Source organism: Methylocystis sp. ATCC 49242 (assembly GCF_000188155.2).
Classification (GTDB): Bacteria; Pseudomonadota; Alphaproteobacteria; order Rhizobiales; family Beijerinckiaceae; genus Methylocystis.
In genome coordinates, this window is the sequence record NZ_KE124774.1 from 2063093 (window position 1) to 2085333 (window position 22241).

The following is a 22241-nucleotide window of genomic DNA, read 5'->3' on the forward strand; positions in this document are numbered from 1 at the left end:
ATAAGGACCACGAGGGCAGTCGCCTTTACCACAACGCGGTCCGATTTTCTCACGATCTTTTAGAGCCCTTGGCTCGCCGAGATTGCAGAGGATGCCATCAGATACGTGGCTCGGAGTGATCGTCCGAATGCAAGCCATCCTCCTCAAACAGCCTCCCTGTCGTTGACACTTTGGCGCCCTGCTTGTGGATCGCTCTTCGGCCTTAACCTCGCGCTTACCTTTCCGCTTCTAGCCTCCTGCCATTCAACGGAGATAGCACATGACTGATACAGTCGGAATCGGGGGCGAACGCATTCTGTCCTTGATTGAGCGAATCGAGCACATCGAAGAGGAAATCAAAGCTCTCACAGAGGGCAAGAAGGAAATCTTCGCCGAGGCTAAAGGCGAAGGTCTCGATGTCAAAATCCTGAAAGAGATTTTGAAGCTTCGAAAGCAAGACAAAGACGAGCGGGACGAGCACGAGTCCTTATTGGACCTTTATCTGCACGCCATTGAAACAGCGGGCTCGCAGCAAGCCAAGGCGGCATAGCAACGTCAAAAAGGAAGGGCTACGTGTATCGCTGCCCTTCTCGCCCTGCATCCAAAAATTGAAATCAGTCAGTATTTCGGCGGCTTGGGCGGCTCTGCTCTTATCGGCGTCTTTGATCCCGGCTTCTTGGTCCGAATCCGTTCATTGTAGCGGTTCAAACGCTGGCGATATCGTTCCTGCTTGACGCGGAATGCCGCCTGCTTGGCGTTTCGATCGAGGCTGGCGATTTTCTGCTGGTCGGCTGGGGAGGTGATTTCGGCGATTCTCATGCAGCTATTTATTTCAGGCCTTGGTAGCGACCGACACCTTAGCCTTAACAGCGAATCAATATCTAGTATGCCTGCAACCACAATCTGGTCTATATGTATAAAAGGTGAAGAATCTTCACCTTTTTCAGAATCCAGCCCTCCCAGAAAAGGCTGTTTTTGACCGAACGTGGCCTCGGAACCCGGTTTCGATGCGAGAATGAAGCCTATAGATGGGTCGCTGTCACGGCATATTTGCAATTCACGCTTTAGCACGCACCTACAGCAAGCTTTTCTCGCTCCGCTACACATATAGCGGCCCGCCCAGCTCCCCGCGCTGTAGGGCGCTTATTTCCAATCTATGATGCCCGCATGCAGCGGGAGCGCATGGCGCTTTCGCCGCTCTGTTTCCTTCGGAACCGAGGTCCTGCAATCAGCCACGATTTCGAGATATAGCATCTCTGCTAGATCAACAGCTTGCTGTCGGGGAAGGAGTCCGTCAACCGAAATATCGGATCAAAATCCGGAAAAGATTGGTTGACGAAATGCGCCGCAGACGCACAAATCAAGCAGAAATAGCGCTCATGCTAAAATCAGCATTCTTGGCTGATTTTGCGACCTCGACTGCCAAGCAGAATATGCCGTAGCTTTGGATCAGATACCTCTCGCGATTCTATCAACGGCCATACGGTCCTTGCCAGTTCCCTTATTCCTTGCTGTGTTGGCGACATCGGGTCACTTGAAAGCCGATCCAAGCTCATAGCCAGAGTTATCATAGCGACGATAGACATTGGCCTGTTTCGGCTCTTTGCAGCGCTGAACCAGCTATTCCTTCTTCCACAAAGACGACCAAATGCATATTGGCTTTGAACGACGCCGAGCAATCTAACGCTTTCATAGATTGTTTTGAGATATGTTCTGCTTTCCATGCAGCCATTTATGACAGGAATTGCAACTTGGAGGCAGCCTGACTGACCGATGACGTCTTCCGATAGAGATATCCTCGAAACTAGACATCTAAATGAGATATCGCAGGTATCAGATACGACGAAAATCCCTATATACATAAGCCATTTTCGTCGTTCACGAAATCCATCAATTCAACATCAACTCCTCGCTGGCCTCCGATATAAATCACACGGGAATGGCGCACACATCGCGATCACCTACATCACAGACCGAGACTGGTCGAAGTTCCTGAGAGATAAACCGGCCAAAGAGGGAGGCGACGAGAATCCCATGAGTCTACGCGATCAACTGCCGAATCTAATCGCATCAGCTATGAGTGGGCAGCCCTTTGCGTGGATGGGCAACAAGGATATTCCCGACGACTACTTCCAAACACAGACAGCAATTCGATTACCGAACTCCCCACATGGGCTGAATTCATTCCAACACCTGCACAATGTCGTCGTTCTATCGGCCTTAAATCCTCCACTTGCCCATTTTCATTTCATGGAGTCTCGGGGTGTTGATGCAGAAGCATTGAGGACAGCCCACTATCGTTCGGCGGTCTACCAAGCGGCAATGCGTATCTCTGTCCGCGATCCGGACAATGTCGAAGCAAAGACCATCATCGTCATGGATCGGTCAACGGCGTATTGGCTTGCTGATCTATTTCCTGGCTCAAAGGTTCAGCCCATCGGCGGCTCGGCTATAACCATACAAGCTGGTAAGCGGGGGCATCCACGTAAGCATGCATCGGCGCTAGATCGCGATAGGGCCTACAGGGACCGCAAGCGGGCGCTAAATGCCTCGGCCGGACCACAGGCTATCACCGGCGACTTTGGCACTGCATATGGATCGATATACGACCGCGATCCCCTACTTCACCTCGATGTTGAAAACGACAACGCTTTCATAGCTCTCCTGCGCGAGCTCCACCATCGTAAACTACCGAGCAAGGATGCAAACTTCCTCTTCAGTCCGGCTCACTTCGAACCGGATTGTGCCGGTGTAGACACCAGAAGAGGACTCTCCAATGTTCGGCATGTTCGAGGGATATGGCTCGACAATGATGGGGGTGACTTATCCTCCAAGGAATTCGCCCGTTTATTCCCCACGCTGCGCATTGTCGCGTGGAACACCTATTCAAGCACACGGGAAAGGCCACGTTGGCGATGTTTTATCCCTACCACACAAACTGTAAGCGCTGAGATATACAAGGCGATCATCGAGCAGATCATGCAGGTGCTGCGCTACGCCGGCTATGTCTCCGACGCGGAGATGACCAAACGACCAAACCTGCGAGTTCATGGCTTCGATACCAGCAAGTTCGTGGCGTCGTCCCTGTTCTACGCCCCGTGCCAAGCAGCTGAACCCAAGGCCAGCTTCTTCGTGGATTACAATGGGCTCGGGAGAACTGCGATTGATCCCTGCCTCTGGATTGAGAATGACATCCGTAGCGCCCCCGGTGTAGCGCTTGAAGCCGACACAAATCGAAGTTCTGTCTTTTCCGGAGAAAAAACCGAACAAATTCAAACAGCAACAGAACGCTGGCGTAACGCACCACGTGGTCAAGGCAACAGAGCCTTTTATCGGCTTGCACAGGACTTGCTCCGGGCGGGATTGACCAAGATGGAGGTCAGAACGAGGCTTAATTTGGAGGCCCAGCACGCTGCTTCGCCAAGAGATCGAGCAGCTGATGCAAAGCGCATGTTTCGAAATTAGTCACCTACCTGACACGTTATCGTGAGAACTTTTGACTTATGTGTTTGTGCCTTGAAATCAAATGGTGTAGATATTCAGGTCAGCTGATAGACAACGAATCAACCTTCATTATTGCTGCAAAGCGTCATTTTTGATTTATGATAACGAACTTTATGCGTCACTAAGTATCGACTAAACTGAAGAAATTTTTCTCGACCAACACCTAGTTGATTCGAATTATTCAGCACACATCACAAAGCGTGTGTCGTTTTGACACGCTGAGTTATCAACGAATTTATTTTGATTGTGACTCAAAGCTGACGCCTCCTTGTCCCGTCACTGAAACAGACAGGAGATATTGATGGTCAGCAAGGCCAATCCGCAGATCAAAACTCTCACGATTGAAGGTAAGGCCGTATGTCCGCTTCTGCGACTGAGGTAGCTCGCTCTACGCTGTGCGAGCGAGGGTTGCTCGGTGTTCCGAGCCGAGCCTCAGCGCAGGAGAGCGAGCCATGGAGCGGTCTACAGAAATTTTTGTTGGGATCGACGTTTCGAAGGCGCGCAATGCGATTGCCGTCGTCACGGAGGGACGCAGCGGCGAGGTGCGTTATGTCGGTGAAGTTGACTCCTCCGTCGACAGTATGCGTCGCTTGATCAAGCGCATTACCGCCAAACACCCGCAGGCACATTTTTGTTATGAAGCCGGACCGACCGGCTACGGCCTGCACCGGCTCATCATTTCCATGGGGTTCGCTTGCTCCGTCGTGGCGCCCTCGCTCATTCCGCGCAAGCCAGGCGATCGGGTCAAGACCAACCGGCGCGACGCCGTTGCGCTCGCCAAGTTGCTTCGAGCCGGGGAATTGACTGCTGTGTGGGCGCCGGACGAAAGCCATGAAGCGATGCGCGATCTGGTGCGCGCTCGATCCGCCGCGGTTGAAACACTGCGTGTGCATCGTCAGCAGGTGAGCGCATTCATGCTCCGTCACGGTCGGATTTTTCCGCGCAAAACGACTTGGGGCGCTCGTCATCTTCGTTGGCTGCAAGAACAAAAGTTTGATCATCCAGCCCATCAGATCGCGCTGCAGGAGATGGTCGAAGCCGTGAGAATCTCCAAGGAGCGCGCGGAGCGGCTCGAGGCGGCGATCAAAGAGTTCATACCCCAATGGTCGCTGGCGCCTGTGGTCCGGGCGCTCCTGACATTACGCGGGATTGATCTGCTTGTGGCAGTCACCTGCGCCACGGAGCTCGGCGATTTAAGCCGTTTCGATAATCCGCGTCAGCTTATGGGCTATCTCGGCTTGACCCCGAGTGAACGCTCGACGGGTGACACGGTTCGTCGCGGCGGCATCACCAAGGCCGGCAACGGACGTGTCCGGCATCTGCTGATTGAAAGCGCCTGGACCTACCGTCATCCGCCAAGGGTCGGAAAAGAGAAGCTCTACAAAATTGAAGCCGCGCCGCCGCGCGTAAGAGAGATCGCGTGGAAAGCGCAGAGTCGCCTTACAGCTCGCTATCGCGCACTCAGCGCACGCGGCAAAAAGACAACCGTCGTCTGCGTTGCAATTGCGCGGGAACTCGTTGGCTTCATGTGGTGCATCGCAAAGGAGGCGCAAGTCGCCTAAGCGACGGTTGATTGTCCGCTCGCGCATGGGCGGGGACTGGATCACGGCAGGGGAATACCCGTCAGACGCTTTGTGGCCGGCGACAGCCGACGCCCGATGTAAGATAGGGAAAGCCCCAGACGCATTTTCGGGAATGCGGTAACCAACCCGCGCATAAGAGCTTGATCACCGACGTCTTTCAGATCCAGTCCCTACCCCTGCGCGATAACCTTCCCTTGACGCTGCTGCCCGTGGCGCGAAGTCGCTCGTCAAAATTGTTGACTGCGGACATAAGAGGCGTGATGTGACGACCGCCTACCGGAACGCATATGGAGTTGGTTAGGTGTCCACCATTGAAGAGGTGGACACCTAATGTCGGCGGCGAAGGATGGCGTCAAGCGGCGCACGTGGAGCCCTGAAGAACGGCAGCGGATTGTCACGGAGGCGTTGACGTCTGGCGCGTCCGTAGCGGCGGTTGCGCGGCGGCACGGATTGAACGCCAATCTGATTTTCAAATGGCTACGGCGTTCGCGCGAAGGCTGGCTGGATCGTCGGCGCGCGCCGGCGAAAGAGACCGCAGCCGCACAAACCTTCGTTCCCGTGGAGGTTCTGGAGTTGAAGCCAACTCTGGTGAGCCCGGCTCTGGCGCCGTCGTCGTTACCGGTTGCGAAGATGGCCGCCACGCCAGCGAGGGGGCGCGCAAGAGCGTGCGGCGCGGTGTGATGGAAGTCAGCCTGCCGAATGGCGCCCGCTTGTCGCTCGACGCGGATGTGGATACGGACGCTCTGCGCCGCGTGTTGTCTGCGCTGGGTGATCTTTGATGCTTCAGTTCGCACCGGGGATGAAGGTCTATCTGGCGTTGAAGCCCGTCGACATGCGGCGCGGCTTCGATGGGCTCGCCGCCGACGTGGCGCAGGTGCTGCGTAACGATCCTTTTTCTGGCGCGGCCTTCGTGTTCCGCAGCAAGCGCGGCGACTACGTGAAGATTTTGACCTGGGACGGGTCAGGCCTGTGTCTCTTCGCCAAGCGGCTGGAGAAGGGAAAGTTCGTCTGGCCGCCGATCGTCGAGGGTGCGCTGCAGTTGACGGCGGCGCAGCTGGCCTTGCTGATCGAAGGGATCGACTGGCGGCGGACGGTTGCGCCAGAAGCGCCGGAGCGCCCGGCCTTCCTGTAGAATCCATTCATTATTGAGCTGCGCCGTCACGTGTTTCGTGATAGATGAAACCATGTCGCGCGCCGCTGCCGATTTGCCCGAAGACCCCGCCGAACTGCGGCGTTTCGCGGAGGCGCTCGCCGCGGAAGTTCACGCCAAAACACTGCTGATCGAGAAGCTGAAAATGCAGCTCGCCGTGTTGCGGCGCGCACGCTTCGGGCGTTCGTCGGAAAAGCTCGATCGGGATATCGAACAGCTCGAACTGCTGATCGGCGACATGGAAGAGAGCGACGCCGAGCGGCAGGCGAGGAGCGAAGCGGTCGAGAGCGGCGGTTCGTCATCGACGCCGAAGAAGAAGCCGTCCGTTCGCGTTCCTCTGCCCGATCATCTCCCGCTCGAGACGATCGTCCACGACGCGCCCTGCGTCTGCCCGACCTGCGGCGGGAACAAATTCGGACCGGTAGGCGCCGACGAGCGGGACGTGCTGGAATACGTCGCCTCGCACTTCAAGCGCGTGATGCATGTGCGGCCGAAGATGAGCTGCCGCGCCTGCGAGACGATCGTTCAGGCGCCCATGCCGACGCTGCCAATCGAGAAGGGACGGCCGGGGCCGGCGTTGCTTGCTCATGTGATCGTCTCCAAATATTGCGATCATCTTCCGCTGCATCGCCAATCCGGCATTTACGCTCGCGAGGGCGTGACGATCGACCGCTCGGTCATGGCCGGCTGGGTCGGCCATATGGCGGCGCTGCTGGAGCCGTTGGCCCAGCGCATCGCGCGTCATGTGCGCGCCGGCTGCGCCGTTCACGCGGACGATACGACGGTTCCCGTGCTCGATCCTGGGCGCGGCAGGACGAAGACCGGCCGATTGTGGACCGCGGTGCGCGATGAAAGACCCTATGGGTCGACGGCGCCGCCGGCTGCCTTCTACCTCTACTCGGCTGACCGCGCCTCCGAGCACGCCCATGCCTTGCTGAAGGGCTGTCGCGGCCATCTCCATGCCGACGGCTATACGGGCTTCGGCGGCCTTTACGAGGCCGATCTGAAAACCGGCGCGCCGGCGCCGCTGAAGGAGGTCGCCTGCTGGGCGCATGCAAGGCGCAAGATTTACGACGTGCATATCGAAACGAAATCACCGGCGGCGGGCGAGGCGCTCGAAATGATCGCGCGGCTCTTTGCCATCGAAGCGGGTGTCAAAGGCAAACCGCCGGCCGAGCGCGTCGCCGCGCGCCGCGAGCGGGCGAACCCCATTCTGGATGAGCGACGCGCATTCCTCGACGCGACGCTGGTCAAAATCAGCGGCAAGAGCGACTTCGCCAAGGCCATCCGCTACGCGACCTCTCGCTGGGCGGCCTTGACCCGCTATGTGGATGACGGGTGTCTCGAGATGACAAACAACGCCGCTGAACGCGCCGTCAGGCCTCTTACATTGGGCAGAAAAAACTATCTGTTCGCTGGCTCCGACGAAGGCGGGCGAAGGGCGGCGATCATGTATACGCTGATCGAAACCGCGCGCTTCAACGACGTCAATCCGGAGGCCTGGCTCGCTGACGTCATCGCTCGCATCGCCGATCACCCGATCAACCAGATCGACGATCTCCTTCCGTGGAAATGGCGGCGTGAAATGTCGCAAGCCGTCGCCGCATAGCAACACGCGGTCGTCCGATCACGCTCTTATGTCCGCAGTCAACAATTTTGACGAGCGACTTCGCGCCACGGGCAGCAGCGTCAAGGGAAGGTTATCGCGCAGGGGTAGGGACTGGATCTGAAAGACGTCGGTGATCAAGCTCTTATGCGCGGGTTGGTTACCGCATTCCCGAAAATGCGTCTGGGGCTTTCCCTATCTTACATCGGGCGTCGGCTGTCGCCGGCCACAAAGCGTCTGACGGGTATTCCCCTGCCGTGATCCAGTCCCCGCCCATGCGCGAGCGGACAATCAACCGTCGCTTAGGCGACTTGCGCCTCCTTTGCGATGCACCACATGAAGCCAACGAGTTCCCGCGCAATTGCAACGCAGACGACGGTTGTCTTTTTGCCGCGTGCGCTGAGTGCGCGATAGCGAGCTGTAAGGCGACTCTGCGCTTTCCACGCGATCTCTCTTACGCGCGGCGGCGCGGCTTCAATTTTGTAGAGCTTCTCTTTTCCGACCCTTGGCGGATGACGGTAGGTCCAGGCGCTTTCAATCAGCAGATGCCGGACACGTCCGTTGCCGGCCTTGGTGATGCCGCCGCGACGAACCGTGTCACCCGTCGAGCGTTCACTCGGGGTCAAGCCGAGATAGCCCATAAGCTGACGCGGATTATCGAAACGGCTTAAATCGCCGAGCTCCGTGGCGCAGGTGACTGCCACAAGCAGATCAATCCCGCGTAATGTCAGGAGCGCCCGGACCACAGGCGCCAGCGACCATTGGGGTATGAACTCTTTGATCGCCGCCTCGAGCCGCTCCGCGCGCTCCTTGGAGATTCTCACGGCTTCGACCATCTCCTGCAGCGCGATCTGATGGGCTGGATGATCAAACTTTTGTTCTTGCAGCCAACGAAGATGACGAGCGCCCCAAGTCGTTTTGCGCGGAAAAATCCGACCGTGACGGAGCATGAATGCGCTCACCTGCTGACGATGCACACGCAGTGTTTCAACCGCGGCGGATCGAGCGCGCACCAGATCGCGCATCGCTTCATGGCTTTCGTCCGGCGCCCACACAGCAGTCAATTCCCCGGCTCGAAGCAACTTGGCGAGCGCAACGGCGTCGCGCCGGTTGGTCTTGACCCGATCGCCTGGCTTGCGCGGAATGAGCGAGGGCGCCACGACGGAGCAAGCGAACCCCATGGAAATGATGAGCCGGTGCAGGCCGTAGCCGGTCGGTCCGGCTTCATAACAAAAATGTGCCTGCGGGTGTTTGGCGGTAATGCTGTCAATGGCGGGGACAAAATGTGCATGAAGGCGGGGTAAAAGTGTACCGGTCTGGTTTCGAGAAAAGGGCCGCACGGCCCTTGTAGTTTAGTTGACGCGGGCGTTGAGGCGCGCGGAGCGTAGCGCAGCGCGGTTCAACGCGCGCGACGGCGATCAGTTCGTCGTGTCGGCGCCTCCTTTGTCGATTGCGGGCGCGTCGGGGAGATCGCGGTTTCGCCGTTGCGCTTTCTTTGCGGTCGCCAGCCGATAGCTCTCGCCGTTCATTTCCAGAATGTGGACATGATGGGTGAGCCGGTCGAGCAATGCGCCGGTGAGACGCTCGGAGCCAAACACCGACGTCCATTCATCAAAGGGCAGATTGCTGGTCACCAGCGTCGCACCGCGTTCATAGCGCTGGCTGAAGACCTCGAAGAGCAGCTCTGAGCCGACCGCCGTGAACGGCACATAGCCCAGTTCGTCGACGATCAGCAGTTTGACGGTGTTGAGATGCTTTTGCAGCGCGCGCAGGCGGCGCTCGTCGCGCGCCTCCATCAGTTCATGCACAAGAGCCGCGGCGGTCGTGAACGCGACGCTGAACCCCTTCTGGCAGGCGGCGAGCCCCAGGGCGAGCGCGACGTGGGTCTTCCCCGTTCCGCTTGGCCCAAGGGCGATGCAGTTCTGTCGCTTCTCGATCCATTCGCACCGCGCCAGCTCCAACACGAGCGGCTTGTTGAGTGAAGGCTGGGCGGTAAAGTCAAATGTGTCGAGGCTTTTGACCTGCGTAAAGCGCGCCAGCCGGATGCGGCGCTCGACATTGCGCCGCTCGCGATCAATGCGCTCCAGTTCGCACAGGCGTAGCAGATAGCGCGGGTAATCGGCGCGGTCCTGCGCCGACTCCAGCGCCACCTTCTCATATTCGCGCGCGAAGGTGGGAAGCTTCAGCGCCTTGAGATGATTACCCAGCAGCACCTGCGGCGCGACGATCGTCTGCGAACCCGTCTCATGCGAGGTGGTCATGCCGGACCTCCCGCGGTCGTCTCCATGACGCCCGCGATGACGCTCGCGCCGGCGACGAGCCCGAGATAGGCGCGCGGATCCGTCGCGCCGACCGTAGCCGCCGGCAGGTAGGGGTAGAATGTCAGATCGAGCCGCGCGGGCCGGTTCTCCAGCCTGGCCAGCAGCAGCATCTTCACTGCGTCAAAGCTGATCGCGCCAAGACGCAGCGCCTCCGCGACCGCCTGTTCGACCTGATGCTGATGAAAGTCCTCCATCAGCCGCAGCACCTGGATGAACTCGCGGCGCCCGCCATTCCCCATGCGCGCCTCCATCAGCCGCCGCAGACGATGCACGCAGTCGGCCAGACGCCAGTCGTCGAGCGGCGCGGCCTGATCGAGCGCGCGGCTCTTGTGTTCGAGCAGGGCGAGATAATGCAGCGGGTTGTAGATGAACTCGGCCTTGCCGTAGCTGCGCGCATGCACGGCGATGGTCTCCCCGCCGCAGACAATCTCGACCCGATCGACATAGCCCTTGGCCAGCACCTCCCGATGGCCGAAGCGCATCGGGATCGAGTAATCGTTGTTGCGGTAGCGCACCAGCGCCATCGACGACACGCGCGTCGCGACCTTGTGACAGGCGTCATAGGGAGCCGGCGGCGCCGGCAGGAATGCCGCCATATCCGCCTGCATGCGTTCGCCGATCGGCGTCGACTGGCCGCGCAGGATCGCCCGCCGTCGTTTCGTGCAGGCGTCCAGGAACCTCGCGTTCAGCGCCTCGAAACTCTCCGCCACGGGCAGTGGCGTCATGAAGTTGCGCCGGACATAGCCGACAAGCCCCTCGACCTTGCCCTTGTCATTCCCCTTCGCCGGGCCGGCCAAAGACGATCAGCAAAAAGGTAATGGCTCTGGAGTTCCGCAAACATTTGCGAACGCAGACGCTCTCCACCCTTCACGATCCTGGCGACCGCGAGACGCGTATTGTCGTAAAGAATGGACTGGGGACGCCGCCAAAGAAGGCGAAGGCCGCGACATGGCCGTCGCAGAAGGCTTCCGCCGTCTCCGCCGGATAGGCCTTGACGAAGCAGCCGTCCGAATGCGGCAGGTCCATGCAAAAATAATGAAAGCGGACCTTCCTGCCGGCGATATAGGCGTCCGCCTCGCCAAAATCCGCCTGCGCATTCCCCGGTCGATGGCTGAGTGGAATAAACATCTCGCGCGACCGCAACTGCGCCTGCGCGACATATTCCCGGACGATCGTGTAGCCGCCGGAAAACCCTTCTTCGTCCCGCAGCCGTTCGAATATCCGCTGTGCCGTATGACGCTGCTTGGCGTGAACAAGCCGATCATCCGCCAGGACCTTGTCGATCCAGGCCATATACGGCCCCAGCTTCTTCGAGATCGGCCGCTCCCGACGCCGATACCCCGGCGGAACCGAATATTGAAGCATCTTCGTGATCGTATTGCGGTGCACGCCGAAGCGCCTGGCCGCTTCCCGCCGGCTCAGCCCTTCCGCCATCACCGCGCGTCTCACCCGGGCATAGAGTTCCACTGTGAACATCCTTTCGGCCTCTCCATGCCAGTCGATGACATCGAGTTCGGCCTATCAGGACCGGTACACTTTTGCGCCGCCGTCAAAGCAGCCCCCAAAGCCGGTTCAGTGGTACACTTTGCCGCCGCTGTTCATAAATGCGCTTGATCAAGCGACGCATACTGTCGACGGAGGAGTCAACTTCACCGACATAACGCACCTCGCCGCTGCGTCCCTCCGTGGCGACGGCAATCGCATTGCGCGCCTTCGAAACGTCGATCCCAACAAAAATTTCTGTAGACCGCTCCATGGCTCGCTCTCCTGCGCTGAGGCTCGGCTCGGAACACCGAGCAACCCTCGCTCGCACAGCGTAGAGCGAGCTACCTCAGTCGCAGAAGCGGACATACGGCCTTACATCGCAGCTTCCGCCAAGCTATTCGACTCATAAAAACATCCGCTGCGATCTTCATCGGCAACCCAATTCCCAAACCGGATAGGTTTTTGAGCAGGGACAGGGCTCCGCCTTCGCCTTACAATAAAGCTTTCTCTGAAGGATCCTGATCTTGTCGGGCGTTGCAAGGCTCGTCGCCAATCACCCCGTCCTCACCATCTTTGAAAGCGCACCAGAAGTCAGGGCCCTTTCCTCCGCCGGAATTACCCGGCCTCGACGGTACTACGACCCTGTCCGACTCCCGCATGGTCCAACGCCAAAAGCGATGTTGAAGCCGCGACCTTCGACCACAATGGGCCTCCCCCGATTACCCGCGTCACCCTTCCAGCGTGCCGTACCCACTACCCCGATGGATCCAACGGGTGCATGCGTCGATTGCTTCCCCGTCCACGCGGTCTTCCCCATTACTCAGGCGGGCCGACATCCATGCCTTCACTTTCGAGGCCTGCTCGGACTTCACTCACGTTACGGCCCACTGGATCGCTCAACCGCCCAAGGCGGCCTTTGTCACGAGGCTCCGGCCCGGCCAGTTACCCGGCCAAGCCGCTCGTCAGCTACCAGATCAATCGACAACTCTCTGGGTGGAATCTTCCTCCACTGGCGATACGCGCCGTCGGGGCGCACTGAGAAATCCGGGCTAGGTCATAGCACACGTAAGCGTCGGAAAATATGAGACGTTCGACCCCTCACGGAGTTTGCAAGGAGACATCCTTAGCGACCAACTCCGCGAGTTTGATCTGCTTCGGCGCGTAAACAGGGGTATTCGCCTCCCGCAAGGAGACGACGAGATCGAGGAAGCGAGGGATGTCGTCGACCGAGGCACCGCGCAACTGCCAGGGCGCGAAATCCCACCAAGCCGAAGCGAGCAGTCGCTCGATATCCCGTTCCGAAAATCTGTAACGCACGATGCGGGCGGGGGAGCCCGCCACAATCGCGTAAGGCGGGATATCCTTCGTGACGACTGAACATGCGCCGACCACCGCGCCCGTCCCGATCGTGACGCCCGGAAGAATGAAAGCCCCGTGTCCGACGTACACGTCATTTTCGATATGGGTAACCTTGAGCGTCGTCGGCGGGGTCCGACGGGAGAAATCGGTGCGCGGCGATAATTTCACGCCGGAAGGCAAAGGCTGATCGAGGACCAGGTGAAAGTCCTGGTAGAAAAAGGGCGAGGTGCTGAACCAATTCGTCGGATGCGCGTGACGGCCAATCTGGACGTCCTCGCCGAGCGAACAATATCGCCCGATTCGACAAGCGAAATAATAGCCGTTAACCGCATAGCTGAAGGCGCCAACGGCAATCGAATGCTCGACACGCATCCACTTGAAACTACAAGGCGGCTCGAAGATGACATCGTCTGGCAGCCTTACCCCCGGTCGGTGAAAGGTTGTCACGCCGCTCGATTTGAGAGCATCGATCAATTTCTCGGACAGAGTAACCGCCATCTGGATATCGACCCATTCTTTAACAGCGGGCTCAACAAGCCTCGGTCTGTCACAACGCCAATTGCTCTCAGCGGATGCGAACACACAGACGCCGTTGGCTGAAGCTGTCGCCCGACTACTTCAAAGGGCGGAACGCCAAAAGAGCACAGCGCTATTGTCTAGCACTCCATATCTGATTATCAAACAGGCAGTATTGCTCCAGTTTCTCTAGCGTCTTTTCGGCCGCGCCAAGTTTCAACAGTTGCGAGAGGCGATCCCCCGCCTCCACTTCTGCGTTTGCGTTCACACGATAACTGTCAGCGGCAATCTCGACCCCGCTCAGGTCTCTGATCGCCTTGAAAACCTCATCCATCCTGGAAAAAGAAAAGACTCCATCCAGCTCTTTCATATTGGCTTTTGCGAGGTCAACTAGTTCTTCCGGCGCCATCTCGCCGCGAGAGAGAAGCGGCCAGAGCTGATTGCGGGCGAGATAGTGCCGCCCAGCGAAAAAATACGTGTAGAAGTTATCGTAATGTGCATCCAGAAAGCTCCTAACATGCGCAGGGCCGCCACAAAAATAATGGTCTGGCCCACCTTCGATAGCTGCCTTCTTGCCGGCGTTTTGAGGGAGACCGAGGACCTCCGGGGGCAGCTTGGCAGCCTCTTTTCTCATGTAAAAATAAAATGACAGGATACGATCACGCGGCTCGCGCAGGATCGTGAATATATATTTTGGCCCTTTTATGCAGTCCAGAAACGCCCAATCCAAATGCCCCGAGAAGACGCTGTAGCTATTGAGCTCAGCTATACTCATTTTCCGAAGAGAATCATTTACTCGAGCAGGGCAAACTCGATCCTTTCCGAAAGACTCCTCAAGAGCGGCATGAATCGATTGTCCAGCTGTCTTCGGGATATGGAGAAAGACCACCTTCATCTGATTTTCTTCGGCCTCCGCAATAATTACTGACATCCCGATTGACTTCAGAGACTCGGGTGCAGTCTACTTCTATGCCGCTCTATGACCTGCTTGGCAAGCAGGTTTCCGACCAGACGGTTATCCCGACTTCGCCAACTGAGGGGATGTTCGCTGGCTAACCCATTGGTATAGCGCGACTTATGTGAAACGACCCCGCGGGCAAGCGCTTTTTTCAGACATTTTCATCCTGCGCAATCGCGACGACCTTGAACGGTCGACGCGCCAATAGCGTGATTTTAGCCATCGCGGCGCTTTCTCGTTACCCTTCACGCGTCGCAAGACCGACGTCGCGCCACAAACGAGCAGTGAGCGGAGCGTCGGATTGCGCCACCTGTCAGGAAGCTATCTCAAAAAATGCGATCAACGCCAGGCGGCCCACGGCGGAGGGATACTCTGGTGGAGCGGGTCGAGTGAGAATAACGGCAGCCGGAGGTTCGTTGTCTCGTCCGTCGGTAATGCCGCGCTTCCATGACAGTGGCAACGCAGCAAGCCTAGGAACGGAATAGCGCGGCAGGGATACGTTGGAAACGGATGTATCAGCCCGCATTGTCTAAGGACACTGCAAGTGCTAAATTGAACGATCTGTAAAACTAGAGATGGTGCCCGCTAGCATATGGACGGTGTCAAAGATTTCGCCGACTTCGGAAAAGGCAATGCTGTAAGCATTGGAAGTGGCTGCTTGGTAAGCCGCCTGCGGTTTTATGGGAACAACAACATTGTTACGATAGGGAACAACTGCAAACTGAACGGGCACATTATTTTAAAGTGCCACAACTCAACGCTCCATATTGGCAGTCAGACTACATCCATGAACTTATTTTTGACGATGCACGAGACGTCATCTATTAGTATTGGAGAAGACTGCATGTTTTCCGGAAACGTTTTTGCCGATGTCAGCGATATGCATTCAATCATAAGCCTCGACACGGGTAAACGGATTAATCCGCCAGCTCCGATCGTGATCGAGGATCACGTGTGGATTGCACGAAATGTGACTATCGCGAAAGGGGTCAAAATTGGCGCGAACTGCGTTATAGGCGCTGGCTCCGTTGTTACAAAAGACATCGAAGCCAACTGTGTAGCTGCAGGTGTACCTGCACGTATTTTAAGGAGAGGTATTACATGGGACAGGCGACGGCTCTAACGTGACAAGCAATGCCCTCCAACCCACGCTCCTGCCCCCGATCAACGAGAATAAACAGCTCGTACGAAACTCGGCTCGACGGTGCCATTTTCCACGAGCATGACGTCGAGTTCCCAAAGCATCCGGATCAGCGCGCCATCCTGTTCCAAGTCGTAATTGCGAGCATAGTTGTTGATAATCGGAAACACGATGCCACCGAACAGAAACTCATCGACCACGTTGAATGTGGACCGAAGAGCAGGCAGGATGGCGTCGGAGCGTATCGCCTCGAAGGGTGACAGGAGCCGCTTGTCCGGAATTGGCAGCTTATCCCAAACCCGACCATTGTGATCAGTGCGCAACCGGGCAGGCAGGCAATCCCATAAACGCTGGCAAACTGTCCGTTGCTTTGGCCCGCGTTGCAAGAACGGTTCGCCAACGTAGTCGTTGAGTACAAAAAGGCCGTCCGGCTTTAGCGACTTCTTGATTTCTGCGACAACGTGCTCCACGTCCTCGATATGATGTAGCGACTGCTGCATATATACGAGATCGTATTTCTCTTCGGAAAGCGTGATCTCGTTCACGTCGGCGATGGTGTAGTCGACGGGTATCTGCCCATCATTGACGAGCCTGTTGAACCGTTCCTTTTGGCCCTCGCTGATATCGACGGCATCGATTGCGGTTGCCCCCATCGCCTTGAAGAAGCCGTACTCACCTTTCATGTCGCCACAGGCCATTGTCAGCGCACGGATTTCTGGCCGCCCAGAAAGTCGTGATCTCGTTAGGGCGCCGAGATTGACTCGCTCCTGCAGCTTCTTGCTAAAGTAAGGTATGGAGCTCCAAGCCAACGACCGGGTCTGGTCATTATGTACCCCGGCGAACGCTGCGGCTTCGGCCTGCAACGCGGATGTTCTGTCTTCCATTCTTTCCCCCTCGGCCATTTCCCGACTCCTCGGACGAACCATGTCCCTTTGCGGACGACAACACAAACGGGATCATCGTGTCATTCGTGAGCTCGAAGCTTTTCGGCCTCTGAAAAAAGCCATGCCCGCCACTCGGCAGCCAATGCGTCGTAGCTGCCGCGCCGTAAGCTTCGGCGAACAGCTTGGCATGGCCGATCGGAGTGACCGTGTCGTCCTCAGCATGCATGATCAGGCACGGGATATTCTTCCACGTGTCGTCCAGCAGGGCTGTAGGACAGATGCTGCTGTCACCTTCGGGAGGGATCTGTCGATTCGAGAAGCCGCCGACAGAGGTTCTCACGACAGGGTTGAGCAGGATTATTCCATCGGCAGCGACCTCTTTGGCAGCATGAAAAGCCAGCAGTCCGCCGGCAGATGCGCCGCCCACGAAGACCTTCGTATCGGCGGAGCCGAGTTCGCGTCTAGCCCACTTGCAAGCCGCCACGGCATCCTCGATGGCATCCTGTACTGTGGCTTTGTGTTTATCCTTGAGCCGATACTCCGGAAGCACGGTCGTGATCCCGTGAGATGCCAGGACTTTCGCTTGTGGAAACAACATGGCCGGGCTGCCGCCGACCCAACCGCCCCCATGAAAGAAAACGGCAAGCACGATGGGATTAGACGCGCAAAAGACATGGCAGAGAAGCTCGCCGCGGTAGTTGAGTACCAGTTTGCGAAAGTCGTCCACTTCGTACTTGCCCCGATCCAAAATGGAGAGAGTGGAGCTATAGCCCCAGAGAGCCGGCCTCGCAAATTCGGATAGTCGCTTGAGTGGATTTTCTGCCTGACGGCGGCGACGCTTCTCGCTGCGAATCAGGAGCATTCGATGACGAAGTGGAGTCGCCGGACGCATTCACCGGCCTTCAAGGCTAAAGTTGCCGCGCGACAAACAAGATGAGAGTCCGTCCCTCATATTGTCCCGCGGCAAATTTAAGCGCAAGGCTAAAATATTGAGATATCTGAAACCAGATTCTGCCGATTAAATACAGCGTAGCAACGGGAGTGGCGCTCGATATGGCGGGTGACGTCCTCCTGGCTGATCTTGCCGAGGTCGCCGGTGCCGGCAGGGCGCACCTCGCCCAGGAACCGGCAGATGACCGGCAGGTGGCTGATGATGGACCTCGGCGCCAGTCCGCGTTCGCTTTGCAGATAATCACTGAAATCCCCAAATATCTGGTCCGCGGAGCGATCAGCGGCAGCACCGACAGCAACCGCTTCAGCGCGGCCCGATCGCCCGGCTACATGGACTGTTTCCCCGCTCGGCGCTGGAGGTACTGCTCGACCATGCGTTCATCGTGATCACTCAGCGTCGAGCGGCTTTTCTCGATCCAGATGAGGAGACCGCTGACCAAGTTGAGACAGCGCCAAGTGCCGTGGCGCGCGAGTCCGTCTTTGACAAGACGCGCTGCGTAGAGCTTGACGAGCTGTCCGTGGGGTCCGGTCTTCAGGCCCCGGAACAGCCGGCTCCTGCCCAAGTACTCTTCTGCTACCATCGTCCTGTTCTCAGCTGTTGAGAGCGGAGGCACAGGACAAACTATCCTGAGCCAATTACACGTCAGCTACGGTGAATCTCGGGGAAAACGAACTCGTTCGGCATAGTTCGGCGGGCGGCATAAACCTGCAAACTCAATGGCGTCGATCCGCAGGCCTACATGGCCGACGTCCTCGTGAAAATCGTCGACGGACATCTCGCGAGCAAGCTCGACGAACTCATGCCATGGGTCTACGCGTCGCATCTCGCGCTCAAAGACGTGGCCTGATAACAGCGGGTACCCCGGTTTAGTCTACCCGAAGCGAAAAGCCGTCCCATTGCGCCGATGCCCGGATGTCGCCCATGGCGGCGATGCCGTGGTAGGTGCCGGTCAACATCCAGTCCGATAGATCTTGCGCCATGCCGTACTTCGCACCTTCGGCGATCAATTGGATCAGTCTTGGATAGAGGTCGACGTCGAAGGTGGTCCACTGACCCTGGGGAGCCGGCTCTTGGCCGAAGCTCGCGACATTATCGCCGTAGCCATATTGCCCGTAGCCTTGACGCTGCTGGATGTTTTGACCAGTGAAGAACCAGCCGGGCGGGGGGGCTACTGCGTGCGGTGCGGTTTCATGGGTGACAGTGAGCAGTCGGAGCTGGTAATAGAGGACCTGCTTGGCTTTCGGGTTCATCAGCACCACTGCGGTAATGAACACCGCCTGCGAAACTTGGCACGGCCCGCTATCGAATGCGACCAATTGGGGCCGCACGCGAATGCGATGCAGAATTTTTGAGATCCTGGACAGCGGCTCCTGATCGTTCACAGAGGCTGAGGGGAAGCCTTTTGCGGTGCGGGCATTGTTTGGGCTTGCGAATATGTCGGTTTCTTTGACCAGCCGCCGTCCCGAGGGATACGTCGTCTGGCACGGCTGCGCCATGGTATCGACTTTCAAGTTGTAGGATCCGTCGGGGTTGATCGTCGCAGAGTGATCGCTATCTGCCGTTGCTCCGTTGTTGAACGCAGGCAGGTCGCTTAGGGTGCCCCACTGGGCTATCGCCCAATTCGCAGCGGGCGTGCTCGGACCATAGAGCTTTTTTCTCTTGTCGGTGGGCCTCAGCCAGAAACCCTGCGGCACCTCGTAGACCTTTCGCGCTCCGGTAGCTTCTGCATGCGCGACTGAGTGCGCTGGCATCGCGAGTGCGAACGCCAACACAGCGACGAGCAGGTGGCCGTGCGAAGGGGATCGGAATGCCATGTCGTTACGGGCCTCGTGAAACGTGGATGCGCAACTCGCCACAAGAGCGCGGTGAGGTCAACTTAATCCCCACCCCGTTGATGATGTGGACGGGCTTGAGCTGCTGCCGGTTTCGTGGACACCGAGTTAAGTTACTCCCACCTTCTTTTCGAACTCAACCGGGCTGACGTAGCCGATCGTCGAATGCCTGCGGACGGGGTTGTAGAACCGCTCGACGTAATCGAAGACGTCTGCCCGGGCGTCGTCAGGCGTGCGGTAGAGTTTCTTCCCGATCCGCTCCGTCTTCAGTGAAGAGAAGAAGCTCTCCATCGCCGCATTGTCCCAGACATTGCCGGATCGGCTCATCGAGCAAACGACGCCATTGTCGGCCATGAGGCGCTGGAACTGCTCGCTCGTATATTGGCTGCCCCTGTCGGAGTGATGCAGCAAGGCGTCCGGCTTGCCGCGACGCCAGATCGCCATCATCAATGCATCCGCGACAAGACCAGCGGTCATCTCGGCTTTCATCGACCAGCCGACGACCCTTCGCGAGAACAGGTCGATGACTGCGGCGACGTAGAGCCAGCCTTCCGCCGTCCAAATATAGGTGAAGTCGGCGATCCACTTCTGGTTCGGCGCTTGCGCGGCGAACTGCCGGTCGAGAACATTCGGCGCGACGACCGCCGACCTTTGTCCGTCGTCCTTCGGCTGACCCCGGCGACGCGGTCGCGCCCGCAAGGCGTTTGCCCGCATCAACCGTTCGATCTTGTGCAGGCCGCAGGAGACGCCTTCGGCTAGAACGTCCCGCCAGACGCGGCGGGCGCCGTAGGTTCGGGCGCTGCCCACGAAGCTCGCGCGGATTTTCTTTGTCAGCTCCTCGTCCGCGACCGATCGGGCGCTCGGCCCGCGACGCAGCCAGGCGTGAAAGCCCGATCGGGACACGTCCAGCGCTTCGCAGAGCCACGCCACCGGCCAGACGCTCCGGTGCTTTGCGACGAAAGCGAACCTCATTTCGCTTCCCTCGCAAAGAAGGCTGCGGCCTTTTTTAGAATGTCGCGCTCCGCCCGCAGTTTGGCGACCTCACGGCGCAGCCTTTCGATCTCCAGTTGCTCCGGCTTCCGCTGGCCGTGTCCGGGGAAGGCCTGCACGGGATCCGTCGTCAGATCCCGAACCCAGCGCCGCAACACGTTCTCATGCACATCCAGATCGCGGCAGGCCTGCGCGACGGTGACGCCGCGCTCCTTCACCAACCGAACCGCCTCGACCTTGAACTCCCGACTGAATATCCGTCTCGCCATAACAAACCTCCGGCCTCATGAAACACCGTTTCTCGGTGTCCACGAAACCGGCAGCAGCTCAGCTCTCCTCAACGGCATCATAGTGCCGGGGCGTGGCCGCAGGGGCGCTACAACGAGGGAGATCGCCCGTGAAAAAATTCATGAGGGTTGGCGTCGATTTGGTCAAGAACCATTTTCAGGGGTAAATCGGCATCCAATCGTGACCCCGGGGATGAAGATATTCATCCGTTTGAAATAACAAAGGATTCCAATGATCTGCGGGGTCACTCTTGAACGTCGATCATTTCTCGTCATTACCCACAAAATATACATTGAATCAATGCTTTGTCCGAGGTTGCGCGCGGGGGCATAAGACGATATGACCGTTTGGAGGCGGACGGGGTGGCCCGTCTCCACGATGTGCAAGCAGCGAGGGCTGCGGAGCCATGCGCGATTTTGGGTGACGGGGTGAATCAATCGGCGAATTTTTGATCGCGCGCGATTTCGACTCCGTCACGGAACCATACACCGCTGACGATCTTGGGCAACAGCTTTTGTCCTTAAAGTCGTCGCCAGCTTTTCGACGCCTCCATCACCAGCTTGAACACCATCCGTCCCGCCAAGTCCTGCGAGAGCGCGCCTTTCGTGCGAACGGTTCTGTGTCGCACCATCTCAAAGACGCTCTCGATCGGGTTCGAGGTTCGCAAAGGTGTCCAATGCTCCGCCGGAAAATCGAAAAAAGTCAGCAGCGCATCGCGGTCCTTTATCAGGCAATCGACGGCCTTCGGATATTTCGCCGCGAATTTCTCTGCGAAAATGTCGATTGCCGTCTGCGCCGCAGCACGGCTCTCCGACAACCAGATCTCGCGCAAATCCTTGTGCGCGGCGCTCTGCAAGGACTTCGGCAGTTTGTCGAGAACGTTCAGCGTTTTATGCACCCAGCAACGCTGATGGCGGGTCGATGGAAACGCCTCGTCGAGCGCTTTCCAGAAGCCGAGCGCCCCGTCGCCGACAGCGACCTCGGGCGCGATCGAAAGACCGCGGGCCTTCAAATCGACGAGCAATTCCTTCCAGCTTTGCGCGCTCTCGCGCATGCCCGCCACCAAGCCAAGCAGCTCCGTCTTGCCCTCCGACGTAGCGCCGATGATCACCAATATGCATTCAGCCTGTGGCTCCATCCGCGCTTGCAGATAAACGCCATCAGCCCAGACATACACATAGCGCCGCGCCGAAAGGTCGCGCTTTTGCCAGCGACGGTAATCGCCTTCCCACTCGCCTTTCAGCCGCGCGATCACGCCGGGCAAAAGATTGGGAGCGTCCTTGCCGAGCAAGGCCGTCAATACGCCCTCGAAATCGCCCGTCGAAACGCCGCGCAGATAAAGCGCCGGCAGGAGAACGTCGAGGCTCTTCGTGCGCCGCGCCCATTTCGGCAGGATCGAGGAAGCATAGTGAATGCGGTCTTCGCCGCTCGCCCCCCCGGTCGCGCGCCTTGGGCTTTTCCACCTCTACAGGTCCGACGCCCGTCTGGATTGCGCGGACCGGATCATGGCCGTGGCGAACGACCCGCTGCCGCCCATCCGGCAGTTTCAGTCCGGCGTGCTCCGCCAAAAACGCGGCAAATTCGGCTTCCACCGCCTGCTCGATCAGCCGATTCGGCCCGAGCGCAGGATTTCCGTCAGTGGATCGGCAATTTCGTCTTTCGGTCGAAAGGCGACAACATTATTCTCGGTCAT

16 protein-coding genes and 5 pseudogenes are annotated in these 22241 nt (G+C 58.2%); 9 read left to right on the top strand and 12 right to left on the bottom strand.

The features are described 5' to 3' along the window. Nucleotides 1-259: 259 nt before the first annotated feature. Nucleotides 260-529, top strand: coding sequence for a DUF2312 domain-containing protein (locus tag MET49242_RS12200; protein WP_036283189.1), 270 nt, complete (start codon nt 260-262; stop codon nt 527-529). A gap of 68 nt (nt 530-597) precedes the next feature. On the opposite strand, the gene MET49242_RS25010 is transcribed toward MET49242_RS12200, so the two are convergent. Next, nucleotides 598-1050, bottom strand: coding sequence for a hypothetical protein (locus tag MET49242_RS25010; protein ID WP_144259604.1), 453 nt, complete (start codon nt 1048-1050; stop codon nt 598-600). A gap of 963 nt (nt 1051-2013) precedes the next feature. On the opposite strand from MET49242_RS25010, the gene MET49242_RS12210 reads away from it, so the two are divergent. The 5 genes from MET49242_RS12210 (at nt 2014) to MET49242_RS12230 (ending at nt 7825) form a co-directional block, all read left to right on the top strand. After that, nucleotides 2014-3444 (top strand): hypothetical protein, encoded by a 1431-nt coding sequence (locus tag MET49242_RS12210; protein ID WP_144259605.1) that lies wholly within the window; start codon nt 2014-2016, stop codon nt 3442-3444. A 491-nt stretch (nt 3445-3935) separates the two neighbouring features. Then, nucleotides 3936-5045 (top strand): IS110 family transposase, encoded by a 1110-nt coding sequence (locus MET49242_RS12215; RefSeq protein WP_036283192.1) that lies wholly within the window; start codon nt 3936-3938, stop codon nt 5043-5045. 351 nt (nt 5046-5396) lie between these two features. Next, complete coding sequence (locus tag MET49242_RS12220) at nt 5397-5747, top strand: transposase (RefSeq protein ID WP_051134170.1); 351 nt, start codon at nt 5397-5399, stop codon at nt 5745-5747. A gap of 97 nt (nt 5748-5844) precedes the next feature. Beyond that, entirely contained in the window at nt 5845-6198 is a 354-nt protein-coding gene (gene tnpB / locus MET49242_RS12225; RefSeq protein ID WP_036283193.1) for an IS66 family insertion sequence element accessory protein TnpB, read from the top strand. Nucleotides 6199-6250: 52 nt separating this feature from the next. Next, complete coding sequence (locus MET49242_RS12230; protein ID WP_036283194.1) at nt 6251-7825, top strand: IS66 family transposase; 1575 nt, start codon at nt 6251-6253, stop codon at nt 7823-7825. 299 nt (nt 7826-8124) lie between these two features. Here the strand turns inward: MET49242_RS12230 and MET49242_RS12235 are convergent. From MET49242_RS12235 to MET49242_RS23390, 6 genes and pseudogenes are all read right to left on the bottom strand, one after another. Beyond that, nucleotides 8125-9066, bottom strand: a pseudogene (locus MET49242_RS12235) (IS110 family transposase); the annotation flags it as partial. Nucleotides 9067-9240: 174 nt separating this feature from the next. After that, the gene (istB, locus tag MET49242_RS12240; RefSeq protein WP_036283195.1) at nt 9241-10083 is read right to left on the bottom strand and encodes an IS21-like element helper ATPase IstB; all 843 of its coding nucleotides are present in this window, start codon (nt 10081-10083) and stop codon (nt 9241-9243) included. Then, nucleotides 10080-11619 (bottom strand): annotated as a pseudogene (gene istA / locus MET49242_RS12245) (IS21 family transposase). Before istA ends, istB begins: the two are co-directional and overlap by 4 nt. A 109-nt stretch (nt 11620-11728) precedes the next feature. Continuing rightward, a pseudogene (locus MET49242_RS12250) lies at nt 11729-11899 on the bottom strand (IS110 family transposase); the annotation flags it as partial. Between the two features lie 827 nt (nt 11900-12726). Then, nucleotides 12727-13485, bottom strand: a complete 759-nt coding sequence (locus MET49242_RS26450) for a CatB-related O-acetyltransferase (protein WP_084679040.1) — start codon at nt 13483-13485, stop codon at nt 12727-12729. A 151-nt stretch (nt 13486-13636) separates the two neighbouring features. Next, nucleotides 13637-14434: a sulfotransferase family 2 domain-containing protein gene (locus MET49242_RS23390; protein ID WP_084679042.1), complete on the bottom strand. Its 798-nt coding sequence runs from the start codon at nt 14432-14434 to the stop codon at nt 13637-13639. 871 nt (nt 14435-15305) lie between these two features. On the opposite strand from MET49242_RS23390, the gene MET49242_RS25775 reads away from it, so the two are divergent. Beyond that, a complete protein-coding gene (locus MET49242_RS25775; protein WP_192815596.1) occupies nt 15306-15584 on the top strand; it encodes a DapH/DapD/GlmU-related protein in 279 nt (92 codons plus the stop codon). A gap of 41 nt (nt 15585-15625) precedes the next feature. Here MET49242_RS25775 and MET49242_RS12265 read toward each other — a convergent pair whose 3' ends face one another. Together MET49242_RS12265 and MET49242_RS12270 are read right to left on the bottom strand one after the other, a co-directional pair. Then, nucleotides 15626-16486, bottom strand: coding sequence for a class I SAM-dependent methyltransferase (locus tag MET49242_RS12265; RefSeq protein WP_158497295.1), 861 nt, complete (start codon nt 16484-16486; stop codon nt 15626-15628). After that, entirely contained in the window at nt 16428-17378 is a 951-nt protein-coding gene (locus MET49242_RS12270; RefSeq protein ID WP_084679046.1) for an alpha/beta hydrolase, read from the bottom strand. The genes MET49242_RS12265 and MET49242_RS12270 overlap by 59 nt, the downstream gene beginning before the upstream one ends. A gap of 161 nt (nt 17379-17539) precedes the next feature. Between MET49242_RS12270 and MET49242_RS25020 the strand changes: the two genes are divergently transcribed. Together MET49242_RS25020 and MET49242_RS24260 are read left to right on the top strand one after the other, a co-directional pair. Continuing rightward, complete coding sequence (locus tag MET49242_RS25020; protein WP_144259606.1) at nt 17540-17824, top strand: hypothetical protein; 285 nt, start codon at nt 17540-17542, stop codon at nt 17822-17824. 329 nt (nt 17825-18153) lie between these two features. Continuing rightward, nucleotides 18154-18285, top strand: a pseudogene (locus tag MET49242_RS24260) (transposase domain-containing protein); the annotation flags it as partial. A 19-nt stretch (nt 18286-18304) separates the two neighbouring features. On the opposite strand, the gene MET49242_RS12285 reads toward MET49242_RS24260, so the two are convergent. The 3 genes and pseudogenes from MET49242_RS12285 to MET49242_RS12300 form a co-directional block, all read right to left on the bottom strand. Further along, on the bottom strand, nt 18305-19252 hold the full coding sequence (locus MET49242_RS12285; RefSeq protein WP_036283200.1) for a hypothetical protein: 948 nt from the start codon (nt 19250-19252) through the stop codon (nt 18305-18307). Nucleotides 19253-19378: 126 nt separating this feature from the next. Further along, a protein-coding gene (locus MET49242_RS12290; RefSeq protein ID WP_371212523.1) for an IS3 family transposase occupies nt 19379-20529 on the bottom strand; the annotation gives its coding sequence in 2 pieces (ribosomal slippage) (nt 19379-20268 and nt 20268-20529; 1152 coding nt in all). Between the two features lie 452 nt (nt 20530-20981). Beyond that, nucleotides 20982-22241, bottom strand: a pseudogene (locus tag MET49242_RS12300) (IS256 family transposase).